The organism is Enterobacter sp. PI-10, from assembly GCF_027947695.1.
Lineage (GTDB): Bacteria > Pseudomonadota > Gammaproteobacteria > Enterobacterales > Enterobacteriaceae > Enterobacter > Enterobacter vonholyi.
In genome coordinates, this window is record NZ_JAJNOG010000009.1 from 1 (window position 1) to 13,162 (window position 13,162).

Consider the following 13,162-nt stretch of genomic DNA (forward strand, 5'->3'; position numbering starts at 1 on the left):
TACTATTTCGCCCATACCATTATCAGTGCCTGTAACCTTCTGTACGCCGCCAGATTTTATCGTGGTGTCGGTGGCCGTGCCGCCGTAAACATCCTGTATCGCATCCCCTTCGATAACCGTATTTGCGGCGGTCGCGCCAGCGTTAACTGACTGTGAACCACCACTCTTCACGAGTGTGTCCTCAGCTCTTCCCCCCTCATGGAGATCCTGCTTACCGCCCTCAAGAATAATGGTTCCTGTTGCAAGCCCGCCCTCCACATTCTGGGTTCCGCCAGAAATCACCGTATTGTTCGCAATGCCACCGTATCCGAGCATTTGTTTTCCGCCGCTCTCAATCACGGCATTGTTGGCCACTCCGCTTGTACCCAGACCATTGGCGCTTACCTTCTGCACGCCGCCAGATTTTATCGTGGTGTCGGTGGCAGTGCCGCCGTAAACATCCTGTATAGCATCTCCTTCGATAACCGTATTTTCGGCGGTCGCGCCAGCGTTAACTGACTGTGAACCACCACTCTTCACGAGTGTGTCCTCAGCTCTCGCCCCCTCATAGAGAGCCTGCTTACCGCCCTCAAGAATAATGGTTCCTGTTGCGAGCCCGCCCTCCACATTCTGGAGTCCGCCAGAAATCACCGTATTGCTCGCAATGCCATTGTTCCTGACGAATTGTGTTCCGCCGCTCTCAATCACGGCATTGTTGGCCACTCCGGCTGTACCACTGTAATAATTGCTTTGTACATATTGTGTGCCGTCAGATTTGATCGTGGCGTTCTCTGAACGCCCCCCCTCGACACTCTCAGTTCCGCGAAAATCTATTACAGTGTTATATGACAGGCCACCCTCCGATATAGTCATAGATCCGAGGTTAATAAGGGTCATATCATTAACAACTTCACCGCTGCCGACGTTCATGTATCCGTCTTCTAATACTGTCGCATGAACCAGTGGGGCAAAGGTGAGCGCAGAGGCAATCATCAAAGCAAGGGGTTTTACTTTATATACAGACATTTAAAATACCTTCATTTATTTAATTTTGAAAACTTGTGCAGGGACAATTTTGGCTTATATTTTATTTCGGAAAATGATCAGATTAAGTTGCTCTGTTTGTTCCCGGATTATTATCTGGCGCACTCCATAAATACCCCTGAGCAATATCTGCTCCGGAGCAGGCTCCCTTAGCCAGGTCTTTCAGTGTTTCGACGCCTTCGATGAGGACAGGAATATTGCCAAGCATTTTTTTGACAATATTTATCAAATTACAGAGATGAACGCTGCGCATTTCACTGCGATCAATTTTCACCCCGTCCACTTTACCTTTATATTCAGGGAGGCTGATAAGGTCATCGGTACAAAAATCGTCCATCCAGATTTCTACGCCGCCCTTGCGTAATGCGGCGGTCTGTTTAAAAAACAGATGTCTTTTTTTGTCATCTAGCGTTTTGAGGACCGAAGAATCTGACACTTCAAGACAGACATTGTCACATCGCGTGATCCTGGTAATATGCCTCTCTTTCAGCCAGAGAAACCCCTCTACTGACAGGTTAAAAAAACATTTTTCTTTAACTTCGTCAGCAACCGACTCAATCTGCAGAAGCAGTAATTCGATCTGCTTTTCGCCAGACAGTCGTGCGAACCATTTTTCAGCATCAATTCCGTCGCGGAGTGTACTTAGCACTTCATAACCCGTAATTTGGTTAAGCTCCAAATCAATAAAAGGCTCAAGGCGATAAAACGCGATGTCCTGGGTCTGACTGGACTTCGGGGAGAAAACCGTGTTCTTCATAATATTTAACCATTCCGGTAATGTGTGGAATGGCACGCTGCCCTCCACTGGGATGGCACAAGTATTCAGAATTTTCTCTCTGGATGCGATGTTATATTTTGCATGACAGTATATTTATAGCTTTTATAGCTAAACTATAATGTATTTGCAGAATTATATTCTTTATGCGGCTTTACTGTGCGGTAACAGGATCCGACAGAGCCTGAGGAAGCTATCATGTTCAGAAGCCCCGCATAAGAAGGTTAACGATGATCTTTATTCTCGATGAACAGGTTATATACGACTCTCTGAACGGCTCCCTGCGCCGCGCAGATCAGAAAATAACTGACGCACAGATGCTGACGACCATAGCCAATAAAATTCTGTCGCATCTGGTTATCCATCAAGGAGAGCTGGTTTCCCGAAATACGCTTTTCGATGAGATCTGGGAGAAGGCAGGACTGGTATCGTCATCCAACACCCTGAACCAGTATGTCAGCATGTTAAGAAAGATTTTTTCAGGTTATCTGGGGGAAAAAGAAGTCATTATCACCATTCCCCGGGCTGGATATATGTTCAGTAAGGAAATAAGCGTTAATGAATATACTTCCGTCCAGCGGCACGTGTCATTGTGGCCAGTAATTGTGGCAGGTATTATCGGACTCTCCGTATTTATCGCAGGTACTGTGATGTTTGCCAGTACTCCTGAAAAGATTACGCCGCGGAAAATTGGCGAACTGAAGGGCTGTCCGGTATATGATATCTCTGGGGTAAAAAGCAATATTGGAGATGCCACCAGTTATGATGTGGCCAGGCAGGCGCTTGAAATGAATAATCAGATTTGTACCGAAACAACTGTCTTCTATGTTTATGCCCAGGAGATGATCCATCTGCATAAACCGGCAAGGGTATTGTTTACCCGGTGTATTGAATGGAAAGACGACCGGGATACCTGCCAGAATATTTATTACTACAACTGGATCCGATAATGAAAAGAATACATTTTTATGTTTCAGTATCTGCAGTTGCCCTTGCGATTATTTTGCTCACTGTGGGTTACTGGTTTTACCAACATAACCTCAGTTTTACCTGCTCATCTTCAACGGCCTCATTTGTAACGAATGTGGGTAATAAACCCTTATTAAATTTTTCACAGACTCTGTCATTTGAACGTACGGGAAAAGCTTTCCTGCATCTTTCAGGTGAGCTTCATGAAGGTCAGAAAATATATGTGGTCAACCGGACGATAATTTATACCTACAGCCGGATAGGAAGGAACGAATATAGCATGCATGTCAAAAGTACGACCATCGGCGGAAATGATTCGGTTCCGGAGTTATTCGAACATAAACATCTCGGTCCCGTACTGAAGGATACGCGCCGGATTATAAGCGTGATGCAGCTGCCGTCCGGTGACAGGGTGATCGCCAATAACTCAGGCCCCTATCTGATATGTGCCGTACACTGAAGCCAGTCGGAGCTCAGCTGTCTGGCTGGTGCTCACGCTGGCTTTTGCCTTTTGTTCAACGTCTCTCTTCTGGTACTGAAGCGTCCCTGGTCCGGAAGGCATCAGTACCCGCATCCAGAGGACAAAGAGACTAGCTTCCAGCCCCTGGCTTTGACGTCAGCTTCCGGGATGAACTGCTGTGTCGGTGGCTGCATATTATTGCGATATTGCGCATAACCTTATTTTTCTTTTCTCAAAAAAGCAATATTCTATTTACTGCATCAATCCTCCGGTTTTAATGAATTTTCGGCAATAATTCCGCTGCTCTGCTCCTGAGCTCCGAAAATTACCAGTTCCGGATCCTTAATATCCACACTGCTACATTTTCGTGAAGCGATTACCATTTACCCCGTATAAATCATTTTTAACAGGGAGTTAGCAGTGATTCTCCCCTCTGATGACGAATCTGGCCCTAAGCAACAGTTGCCGCTTTGCACATTACCTCACCGAAGTACACTTCCGAAAAAGTGCTCTATGCAGGAAAGTCGGATCTCACAAAGGTAGTTGTCCGGTAATTTTATGATGTTGTTATTTGGATGCTTATAATCAGGAAAGAAATGATGGTGACAGGAAAACCAATCGGGTGAAAGTCTGGATCTTTAATCGAGAAATATTTCAGATCGGAAATATTTCATATGTAAGAGACTCTTAAAACGCTGTAACCGCTGGTTTATCGAGTGAAAGTCAAGTTTGGAAGACTTCAGAAGAGTTGAAACTGGAGCGGGCGAAGGGAATCGAACCCTCGTATAGAGCTTGGGAAGCTCTCGTTCTACCATTGAACTACGCCCGCTTTAAGGTGCGTAAGGCATTATAGACCTTACACACCTTCATACAAGCCTCTTCACAACTAACCGGTGATTAAATAATCACTTAGCACTTCGGTTTGCTGCCGGGCGCAGGAAGATAGCGCTGCGGATCGATGGCCGTCGCCTTGTAGCGGATCTGGAAATGCAGCTTCACCGTATCCGTACCGGTACTGCCCATGGTGGCAATCTTCTGCCCGGCTTTGACGTTCTGCCCGTTGTTGACCAGCATCGTGTCGTTGTGCGCATAGGCCGTGATGTAGTCTTCGCCATGCTTAATCATGATCAGGTTACCGTAGCCGCGCAGCTGGTTACCGACGTAAACCACCTTCCCGGCGCCGGAGGCATAAACCGGCGTACCTCGCGCAGCGGCGATATCAATACCCTTGTTGCCACCTTCAGAGAGTGAGTAAGGGGCGACCACTTTACCGCTGGCAGGCCAAATCCAGCAGCGCTGTCCAACCGGCGGCCATGACGATTGCGGCACCTGATAGGACGGCGTTACTTTAGCGGTTTTGCCTTTCGAAGAGGATTTTTTGCCCGAGGACGATCCGCCGCTAACCTTCAGCTGCTGCCCTACCTCGATGGTGTAAGGCGGCGAAAGATTATTCAGCCGCGCCAGATCCTTCACGCTGGTCCCCGTTGCGCGCGAAATCCGGTACAGGGTGTCCCCGCGCTTAACGGTGTAGACCGAACCGGAATAGCTTCCCGTATCCGAAGATTTGCTCCCTGAACAGCCCGCCAGTAATAGCGTCAGCGTCAGGCAAAAAATTGCGGTAATGGGGTTTCTCGTCAGGCTTCCTGCAAACAAAACAGATCCTCGGTCAGCGTGAATGGCGCACTATGATAACAGCCAAAACGAATAAGGGTCATGCCCTTTTCCGCTCTACGAGCCAAACCGTTCGTATAAGAATGCAGTATAATGCTTCGGCTGATGGTGCTGAACCACTCGGCATTTTGGCACTGGAGCATCAATGAGTATTCAAGAACACGTTATTTTGGTAAACGACCAGGGAATGGTGATTGGCACTCAGGAAAAATATGCCGCTCACACGTTACATACCCCGCTGCATCTGGCGTTCTCTTCCTGGCTTTTTAACGCAAAAGGGGAATGTCTGATCACCCGACGCGCCTTAAGCAAAAAAGCCTGGCCCGGCGTCTGGACCAACTCCGTTTGCGGCCACCCGCAGTCGGGCGAAGAGACAGTCCAGGCGATAATCCGCCGCTGCCGCTTTGAAGTGGGCGCTGAACTGACCGATATCACCGCCGTCGCCCCTGAATTTCGCTATCGGGAAACCGACCCGTCCGGGATCGTGGAAAACGAAATTTGCCCGGTGTTCGCCGCCCGCATCACCAATGACGTGACGATAAACGAAGATGAAGTGATGGACTATCAGTGGGTTGAGCTGGAGGCGTTATTCCGCGCGCTGGACGCGACGCCCTGGGCCTTTAGCCCGTGGATGGTCATGGAAGCGACGACCGCCCGCGAAGAACTTAAAGCCTTCGCGGCGCAATAAAAAAGCCCCTTTCGGGGCTTTTTTTACATCTTAACGTCTTACTTCACCGGGCGCATCGCCGGGAACAGGATCACGTCGCGGATGGTGTGGCTGTTGGTGAACAGCATAACCATACGGTCGATACCAATGCCCAGACCCGCCGTTGGTGGCAGACCGTGTTCCAGCGCGGTCACGTAGTCTTCGTCGAAGAACATCGCTTCGTCGTCGCCTGCCGCTTTCGCGTCAACCTGGTCCTGGAAGCGCTGAGCCTGGTCTTCCGCATCGTTCAGCTCGCTGAAGCCGTTACCGATTTCACGGCCGCCGATGAAGAATTCGAAGCGGTCAGTGATTTCCGGGTTCTGGTCATTACGACGCGCCAGCGGAGAGACTTCTGCCGGGTATTCGGTGATGAAGGTCGGCTGAATCAGGTGCGCTTCGGCCACCTCTTCGAAGATCTCGGTCACGATACGGCCCAGACCCCAGCTCTTCTCAACCTTGATACCGATGCTTTCGGCGATCGCTTTCGCAGAGTCGAAGTTATCCAGATCCGCCATGTTGGTTTCCGGACGGTATTTCTTGATCGCTTCGCGCATGGTCAGTTTTTCGAACGGCTTGCCGAAGTCGAAGACTTCTTCACCGTAAGGGACCTGCGTGGTGCCCAGAATATCCTGCGCCAGGGTACGGAACAGAGATTCGGTCAGCTCAATCAGATCTTTGTAATCCGCATACGCCATGTAGAGTTCCATCATGGTGAACTCTGGGTTATGACGAACGGAGATACCTTCGTTACGGAAGTTACGGTTGATCTCGAACACGCGGTCAAAACCACCAACCACCAGACGCTTCAGGTACAGTTCCGGCGCGATACGCAGGTACATGTCCAGGTCCAGGGCGTTGTGATGGGTGATGAACGGACGCGCAGACGCGCCGCCAGGGATCACCTGCATCATCGGGGTTTCCACTTCCATAAAGTCGCGGTTGACCATGAACTGGCGGATACCGGCCATGATCTGGGAGCGAATTTTAAAGGTCTTGCGGGATTCATCGTTAGAGATGAGATCCAGGTAGCGCTGACGATAGCGCGCTTCCTGATCCTGCAGGCCGTGGAATTTGTCCGGCAGCGGGCGCAGGGCTTTGGTCAGCAGACGCAGCTCGGTGCAGTGGATAGAAAGTTCACCGGTCTTGGTTTTGAACAGTTTACCTATCGCGCCCAGGATATCGCCCAGGTCCCACTTCTTGAACTGCTCGTTGTAGATGCCTTCCGGAAGATCGTCACGGGAAACGTACAGCTGAATGCGGCCGCCAACGTCCTGCAGGGTCACGAATGAGGCTTTACCCATGATACGACGGGTCATCATGCGGCCTGCAACGGCCACTTCAACGTTCAGCGCTTCCAGCTCTTCGTTCTCTTTCGCGTCGAAGTCAGCGTGCAGTTGGTCTGAGGTGTGGTCACGACGAAAATCGTTCGGGAACGGCACGCCCTGCTCGCGCAGCGCTGCCAGCTTCTCGCGGCGGGTTTTCAGTTCGTTGTTAAGATCGACTACCGCGTCAGCGCCCTGTGCTTGTTGTTCAGACATGTTGGTTCCTCATAACCCTGCTTTCAAACTTGCTTCGATAAATTGGTCCAGGCTGCCGTCCAGCACCGCCTGCGTGTTGCGGGTTTCAACCCCGGTACGCAGGTCTTTGATGCGGGAGTCATCAAGGACGTAAGAACGGATCTGGCTGCCCCAGCCGATGTCAGACTTGTTGTCTTCCATCGCCTGTTTCTCAGCATTTTTCTTCTGCATCTCCAGCTCATAAAGCTTCGCTTTCATCTGCTTCATGGCCTGGTCTTTGTTCTTATGCTGGGAACGGTCGTTCTGGCATTGCGTGACCAGCCCGGTTGGAATGTGGGTAATACGCACCGCCGATTCCGTACGGTTAACGTGCTGACCGCCCGCGCCGGATGCGCGGTAAACGTCGATACGCAGGTCCGCCGGGTTAATTTCGATATCAATATCTTCGTCAACTTCCGGGTAAACGAACGCGGAGCTGAAGGAGGTATGACGGCGGCCGCCGGAGTCGAACGGGCTCTTACGCACCAGGCGGTGAACGCCGGTTTCGGTACGCAGCCAGCCGTAGGCGTAATCGCCAATGATCTTGATGGTGACGGATTTCAGACCCGCAACTTCACCTTCAGACTCTTCGATAATTTCGGTTTTGAAACCGCGCGCTTCTGCCCAACGCAGGTACATACGCGTCAGCATGCTGGCCCAGTCCTGCGCTTCGGTACCGCCAGAACCTGCCTGAATATCGAGATAGCAGTCAGCGCTGTCGTATTCGCCGGAGAACATGCGACGGAATTCAAGCTGCGCCAGCTTCTCTTCCAGCACGTCGAGTTCTGCCACGGCTTCGTTAAAGGTTTCTTCGTCGTCAGCTTCGACGGCCAGCTCCAGCAAACCGGAAACATCTTCCAGCCCCTGGGCCATTTGATCCAGCGTATCTACGATAGCTTCGAGAGAGGAACGCTCTTTACCCAGCGCCTGTGCGCGTTCAGGTTCGTTCCAGACGTCCGGCTGTTCCAGCTCGGCGTTTACTTCTTCAAGACGCTCTTTCTTGGCATCGTAGTCAAAGATACCCCCTAAGAACGTCAGAGCGCTCCGTGAGGTCCTGAATACGGTTTTTTACCGGATTAATTTCAAACATGGTCTGTTTTCTTTTATGGACTTGTCAAAATGCGGTGATAAGAGCGGGATTGTACCGAATCCACGCCCTTTTTTATAGAGATTACTGCCGCTAAATTGGCCAGATATTGTCGATGATGATCTGAAGGGTGCGGTTACCGCGAAACTCGTTGATGTCCAGTTTGTACGCCAGCTCGACCTCGCGCACGCCGTTGTCCGGCCAGATGGAGGTATCGACGTTAAAAGCAATGCCGTCCAGAAGCGCTCCACCGCCCACGGGCTCAACCATCACTTTCAGATGACGTTCGCCGACAATGCGCTGCTGCAGCAGGCGGAATCGCCCGTCAAACAGCGGTTCCGGGAACATCTGCCCCCACGGGCCGGCATCGCGCAGCATTTGCGCCACGTCCATCGTCATCTCAAGCGGTGAAAGCTCGCCATCGGACACCACTTCCCCCTGCAGCAGGGCCGGGTCAATCCAGTCGGTGACCAGCTCGCCGAACAGGCGCTGGAACTCGTCGAATTTCGCCTCTTCCAGCGACAGTCCAGCCGCCATCGCATGGCCGCCGAACTTGATCATCAGACCCGGGTACAGTGTATCGAGACGCTCCAGAGCATCACGCATGTGCAACCCCTGAATTGAGCGGCCAGAGCCTTTCAGCGTGCCGTCGCCCGCGGGTGCGAACGCGATCACCGGGCGGTGGAAGCGCTCTTTGATGCGCGACGCCAGAATGCCGACCACGCCCTGATGCCACTCGGGATGGTACATCGCCAGGCCGCCCGGCAGCGTATCGCCGCTGCGCTCCAGTTTTTCACACAGGGTCAGCGCTTCGGCCTGCATCCCCTGCTCAATCTCTTTACGTGTCTGGTTCAGGGCGTCCAGCTCGTTGGCCAGCACGCGCGCTTCACCGATGTTGTCGCACAGCAGCAGCGCCACGCCGACGGACATATCGTCCAGCCTCCCGGCCGCGTTCAGGCGCGGCCCAAGGGCAAAGCCCAAATCGCTTGCCGCCAGCTTGAGCGGGTCGCGGTTGGCAATTTCCAGCAGCGCCTTGATCCCCGGACGGCACTTGCCCGCCCGGATGCGGCTTAGGCCCTGCCAGGTCAGGATACGGTTATTGGTATCGAGCGGGACCACGTCGGCGACGGTACCCAGCGCCACCAGATCGAGATATTCGGCCAGGTTTGGCACGGCAATACCGCGGGATTCGAACCAGCCCTTATCGCGCAGCAGGGTCCGTAACGCCAGCATCAGATAAAACGCCACGCCCACGCCTGCGAGGGATTTCGATGGGAAATCGCAGTCGCGCAGATTGGGGTTAATAATCGCTTCCGCTGCGGGCAGCGTTTCTCCCGGCAGGTGGTGATCGGTGACCAGCACCGGGATCCCCAACGCGTGGGCATGATCGACTCCCGCATGGGAAGAGATCCCGTTATCGACGGTCATGATCATCTGCGCACCCCGGGCGTGGGCCTGATCGACCACTTCCGGGCTGAGTCCGTAGCCGTCTTCAAAACGGTTCGGCACCAGATACGTGACGTTATCGCAGCCCAGCGCGCGCAGGCTGAGCACGCTCAGCGCGGTGCTGGTTGCGCCGTCGGCGTCGAAGTCCCCTACCACCACAATCCGCGTTCCTTCACGAAGGGCGTTGTAGAGCATCTCAGTGGCTTTTTCGATACCGCTCAGCTGCTGCCAGGGCAGCATCCCTTTCACGCTGCGTTCAAGATCCTCAGCGCTACGCACGCCGCGACTGGCGTAGAGGCGCTTAAGCAGCGCCGGGAGATCGTCCGGCAAATCAACCGGTTCAACCGCCTCGCGGCGGCGCAATTTTATCGGGGCTTTCACGCGGATTATTTACCACCAAACTGTTTCTGGTGCGCGTCGAGGAACTCTTTCATCTCTTTCGGTCCCTGATAGCCCGGAACGACATAGCCATTGCTCAGGACAATCGCTGGCGTCCCGCTCACGCCAAACTGCACGCCCAGCGCGTAGTGGTTAGCAATGTCGATATCGCAGGAGGCTGGCTTAACCTCTTTTCCGCTCATCGCATCATCAAAGGCTTTGTTGCGGTCTTTCGCACACCAGATGGCCTTCATGTCCTGCTCTGGCTGGCTCTGCACACCCGCGCGCGGGAAAGCAAGATAGCGCACGGTAATGCCCAGCGCGTTGTAGTCTTTCATCTCTTCATGCAGCTTGTGGCAGTAGCCGCAGGTGATGTCGGTGAAGACGGTAATGACGTGTTTTTCCTGCGCCGCCTTATAGACGATCATCTCTTTTTCGAGCGCGTTCAGGTTTTTCATCAGCAGCTGGTTGGTCACGTTGACCGGCTGCGCGCCGCTCACATCGTACATTGGTCCCTGAATAATGTGTTTGCCGTCTTCAGTGACGTACAGCACGCCGCTGTTGGTCAGTACTGTTTTCATGCCAGCGACCGGCGCAGGCTGAATATCGCTTCCGGTGACGCCGAGCTTAGCCAGCGACTGCTTGATGGCGGCGTCGTCCGCATGGGCGAAACCGGTAAAGGAGGCTGCCAGCAGGGTGAACAGCGCGAAAGTCTTTTTCATATGTGATCCTGTTACAATTCGTCGGCACTCACGCTCGAGGGTGGTGCTGTTGGTGTAGCTGCCGCAGGCGTTCCGTCGCGACATGGGTGTAAATTTGCGTCGTGGAAAGATCGCTGTGTCCCAGCAGCATCTGCACCACGCGTAAATCAGCGCCGTGGTTGAGCAGATGCGTCGCGAAGGCGTGACGCAATACGTGCGGCGAAAGCTTTTCACTGTCGATACCCGCCAGTGTGGCGTAATGCTTGATGCGATGCCAGAACGTTTGTCGCGTCATCTGCTGTGCGCGCTGGCTCGGAAACAGGACATCGATAGACACGCCGTTGAGCAACCACGGACGGCCATGCTCCAGATACGTTTCCAGCCAGTAAACCGCCTCTTCGCCCAGCGGAACCAGCCTTTCTTTATTGCCTTTACCGATGACGCGCACCACGCCCTGACGCAGGCTGATGTCGCTCATCGTCAGGCCAACCAGTTCCGAAACGCGCAGGCCGGTAGCATACAATAGCTCAAGCATGGCTTTATCGCGTAACTCCAGCGGCAGGTCAACTGCCGGTGACTGTAATAATCTCTCAACTTGTGCTTCGCTGAGATCTTTCGGCAGCCGCTGCGGGAGCTTAGGGGATGCCAGCAGCGCGCTGGGATCGTCCTGGCGAATCTTCTCACGGTAGAGATGCTGGAAAAGCCGACGCATGGCGCTGAGCAAACGCGCGGAGCTGGTGGCTTTATACCCCCCTTGTACACGTTCACCGAGCAGCGCCTGCAGGTCATCGCTTTGCGCGCTCGCCAGCGAGAGCTGCCGACGGGCCAGCCACTCCACCAGCATGGTAAGATCGCGCCGGTAGGCGCTGAGCGTATTCTCGGCCAGGTTTTTTTCCAGCCACAGCGCGTCGAGAAACTGTTCAACGAGTGCGAGATCCTTTTCCACATCAGCCCCTTTGATTTTGCAGTCAGGCCATTATGCCTGATTGTGACCGGTTTCTGGTACACTACGCGCAAAGTCAACGCAAGAATTGAGATAGTTACGCGATGAATATTGGTCTGTTCTATGGTTCCAGCACCTGCTACACCGAAATGGCGGCAGAGAAAATTCGCGACATCATTGGCCCGGAACTGGTGACGTTGCATAACCTGAAAGATGACGCGGTCGCGCTGATGGAACAGTACGATGTACTGATCCTCGGCATCCCAACCTGGGATTTTGGTGAGATACAGGAAGACTGGGAAGCCATCTGGGATCAACTCGATTCAGTCAATCTCGACGGCAAAATCATTGCCATGTACGGCATGGGAGATCAGCTGGGTTACGGGGAGTGGTTCCTGGACGCGCTTGGCATGCTGCACGACAAAGTGGCGCCGAAAGGGGTGTCGTTTATCGGCTACTGGCCAACCGAAGGTTACGAGTTCACCAGTAAAAAGCCGATTATTGCCGACGGCGAGCTGTTTGTTGGACTCGCGCTGGATGAAACCAACCAGTACGATCTCAGCGATGAGCGCCTGCAAATCTGGTGCGAGCAGATTTTGGGCGAAATGGCTGAAAAGTTTAGCTAACGCGTATTATCCCTGCGTCGTCTGTTGCAATAGCATCCGGCGCAGGTCTCGCCACTCGGCAGCATCCATACTGTCAGCCGCCAGCCAAAGATGCTGGCAACGCCCGCCGTCCACCTTGCGTAACCGTAACATCATGCCGCAGTTGAGCATCCAGGGCATACCGAGGATATCCCACTCTTTACCCTGCCAGCGCAGGCGGGAATCCATCAGTAATTTGATCTCTCCCTGACGGGCATTAATTCGACGCTGGCTGCGTACGCTGTCAAAAACGACAAACGAGAGTAACAGCAGCCACAGCGGCGTATAGCTTAGCGGCCACGGCATCAGTAACACAAAGGCCGCAACCAGGCCGTGGAGCAATAAAGACATCCACTGCGAGCGCCACGAGACGCGAAGATCAGATTGCCACAGGACCACGTTCCCGATTCCGTGTTTGAATTAATTGCACCATCCGTTGCAACTCGGTATCGGCGGGTTTGCCGTGGTTCATCAGCCAGTTGAATAAATCCGGATCGTCAGATTCAAGCAGGCGAACAAACAGACGCTTATCATCGTCGCTTAAGGTGTCATACTCATATTCGAAGAAAGGCATGATGGAAATATCAAGTTCACGCATTCCGCGACGGCACGCCCAGTGAATACGGGCCTTGTTGTTAATATCCATGTTCAGTTTCCTGCATTACGTTTGGCACAGTCGGCGCCCCGTTCAGTGTTCTTTATTTCTCTACGGGGACACCAGCTAGTGTAACGTGTTTTTGACCGTTTCATTACTGGAATATTGCGATCGACGAGCAGGCTTCCAGAATAATCCCTACAAAGAC

General features: G+C 53.1%; 14 protein-coding genes and 1 tRNA gene. 4 read left to right on the forward strand and 11 right to left on the reverse strand.

The features are described from left to right. Both LRM19_RS17295 and LRM19_RS17300 read right to left on the reverse strand, forming a co-directional pair. Positions 1-1,005: AIDA repeat-containing protein (locus tag LRM19_RS17295; RefSeq protein WP_271369521.1), on the reverse strand; the 1,005-nt coding region annotated here is incomplete at its 3' end. Positions 1,006-1,087: 82 nt separating this feature from the next. Further along, positions 1,088-1,780 (reverse strand): EAL domain-containing protein, encoded by a 693-nt coding sequence (locus LRM19_RS17300; protein ID WP_271369522.1) that lies wholly within the window; start codon positions 1,778-1,780, stop codon positions 1,088-1,090. Between the two features lie 248 nt (positions 1,781-2,028). Between LRM19_RS17300 and LRM19_RS17305 the strand changes: the two genes are divergently transcribed. Then, positions 2,029-2,748 (forward strand): winged helix-turn-helix domain-containing protein, encoded by a 720-nt coding sequence (locus LRM19_RS17305; protein WP_271369523.1) that lies wholly within the window; start codon positions 2,029-2,031, stop codon positions 2,746-2,748. Then, positions 2,748-3,227: a hypothetical protein gene (locus LRM19_RS17310; protein WP_133166648.1), complete on the forward strand. Its 480-nt coding sequence runs from the start codon at positions 2,748-2,750 to the stop codon at positions 3,225-3,227. Before LRM19_RS17305 ends, LRM19_RS17310 begins: the two co-directional genes overlap by 1 nt. A 755-nt stretch (positions 3,228-3,982) precedes the next feature. Here the strand turns inward: LRM19_RS17310 and LRM19_RS17315 are convergent. Together LRM19_RS17315 and actS are read right to left on the reverse strand one after the other, a co-directional pair. Then, a tRNA-Gly gene (locus LRM19_RS17315) sits at positions 3,983-4,056 on the reverse strand. Between the two features lie 80 nt (positions 4,057-4,136). Beyond that, positions 4,137-4,880, reverse strand: coding sequence for an amidase activator ActS (gene actS, locus LRM19_RS17320; protein WP_271369524.1), 744 nt, complete (start codon positions 4,878-4,880; stop codon positions 4,137-4,139). Positions 4,881-5,043: 163 nt separating this feature from the next. On the opposite strand from actS, the gene idi reads away from it, so the two are divergent. Further along, positions 5,044-5,586 (forward strand): isopentenyl-diphosphate Delta-isomerase, encoded by a 543-nt coding sequence (gene idi / locus LRM19_RS17325; RefSeq protein WP_133295107.1) that lies wholly within the window; start codon positions 5,044-5,046, stop codon positions 5,584-5,586. Between the two features lie 38 nt (positions 5,587-5,624). Here idi and lysS read toward each other — a convergent pair whose 3' ends face one another. From lysS to xerD, 5 genes are all read right to left on the reverse strand, one after another. Further along, complete coding sequence (lysS, locus tag LRM19_RS17330) at positions 5,625-7,142, reverse strand: lysine--tRNA ligase (RefSeq protein WP_271369525.1); 1,518 nt, start codon at positions 7,140-7,142, stop codon at positions 5,625-5,627. 9 nt (positions 7,143-7,151) lie between these two features. Continuing rightward, positions 7,152-8,250 (reverse strand): peptide chain release factor 2 gene (prfB, locus tag LRM19_RS17335; protein ID WP_096151315.1). Its coding sequence is split into 2 segments (ribosomal slippage): positions 7,152-8,174 and positions 8,176-8,250, totalling 1,098 coding nucleotides; the frame shifts between segments, so codons are not numbered across the junction. Between the two features lie 90 nt (positions 8,251-8,340). Then, entirely contained in the window at positions 8,341-10,074 is a 1,734-nt protein-coding gene (gene recJ, locus LRM19_RS17340; protein ID WP_271369526.1) for a single-stranded-DNA-specific exonuclease RecJ, read from the reverse strand. 5 nt (positions 10,075-10,079) lie between these two features. Beyond that, positions 10,080-10,793, reverse strand: a complete 714-nt coding sequence (dsbC, locus tag LRM19_RS17345; RefSeq protein WP_111963201.1) for a bifunctional protein-disulfide isomerase/oxidoreductase DsbC — start codon at positions 10,791-10,793, stop codon at positions 10,080-10,082. Positions 10,794-10,821: 28 nt separating this feature from the next. Continuing rightward, a complete protein-coding gene (xerD, locus tag LRM19_RS17350) occupies positions 10,822-11,718 on the reverse strand; it encodes a site-specific tyrosine recombinase XerD (RefSeq protein WP_115876228.1) in 897 nt (298 codons plus the stop codon). Between the two features lie 101 nt (positions 11,719-11,819). On the opposite strand from xerD, the gene fldB reads away from it, so the two are divergent. After that, positions 11,820-12,341 carry a flavodoxin FldB gene (gene fldB, locus LRM19_RS17355; RefSeq protein ID WP_271369527.1) on the forward strand — a complete coding sequence of 174 codons (522 nt, stop codon included), beginning with the start codon at positions 11,820-11,822 and terminating at the stop codon, positions 12,339-12,341. A gap of 6 nt (positions 12,342-12,347) precedes the next feature. Here the strand turns inward: fldB and LRM19_RS17360 are convergent, their stop codons facing one another. Together LRM19_RS17360 and sdhE are read right to left on the reverse strand one after the other, a co-directional pair. Beyond that, on the reverse strand, positions 12,348-12,758 hold the full coding sequence (locus LRM19_RS17360; RefSeq protein WP_021242050.1) for a protein YgfX: 411 nt from the start codon (positions 12,756-12,758) through the stop codon (positions 12,348-12,350). After that, positions 12,739-13,005, reverse strand: a complete 267-nt coding sequence (gene sdhE / locus LRM19_RS17365; protein WP_006178375.1) for an FAD assembly factor SdhE — start codon at positions 13,003-13,005, stop codon at positions 12,739-12,741. The genes LRM19_RS17360 and sdhE overlap by 20 nt, the downstream gene beginning before the upstream one ends. Between the last annotated feature and the right edge of the window lie 157 nt (positions 13,006-13,162).

Coding starts and splice junctions, on each gene's coding strand:
- LRM19_RS17310 (WP_133166648.1), top strand. CDS start 2,748: ATGAAAAGAATACATTTTTATGTTTCAGTATCTGCAGTTGCCCTTGCG.
- idi (WP_133295107.1), top strand. CDS start 5,044: ATGAGTATTCAAGAACACGTTATTTTGGTAAACGACCAGGGAATGGTG.
- fldB (WP_271369527.1), top strand. CDS start 11,820: ATGAATATTGGTCTGTTCTATGGTTCCAGCACCTGCTACACCGAAATG.
- lysS (WP_271369525.1), bottom strand. CDS start 7,142: ATGTCTGAACAACAAGCACAGGGCGCTGACGCGGTAGTCGATCTTAAC.
- LRM19_RS17300 (WP_271369522.1), bottom strand. CDS start 1,780: ATGAAGAACACGGTTTTCTCCCCGAAGTCCAGTCAGACCCAGGACATC.
- LRM19_RS17305 (WP_271369523.1), top strand. CDS start 2,029: ATGATCTTTATTCTCGATGAACAGGTTATATACGACTCTCTGAACGGC.
- sdhE (WP_006178375.1), bottom strand. CDS start 13,005: ATGGATATTAACAACAAGGCCCGTATTCACTGGGCGTGCCGTCGCGGA.
- dsbC (WP_111963201.1), bottom strand. CDS start 10,793: ATGAAAAAGACTTTCGCGCTGTTCACCCTGCTGGCAGCCTCCTTTACC.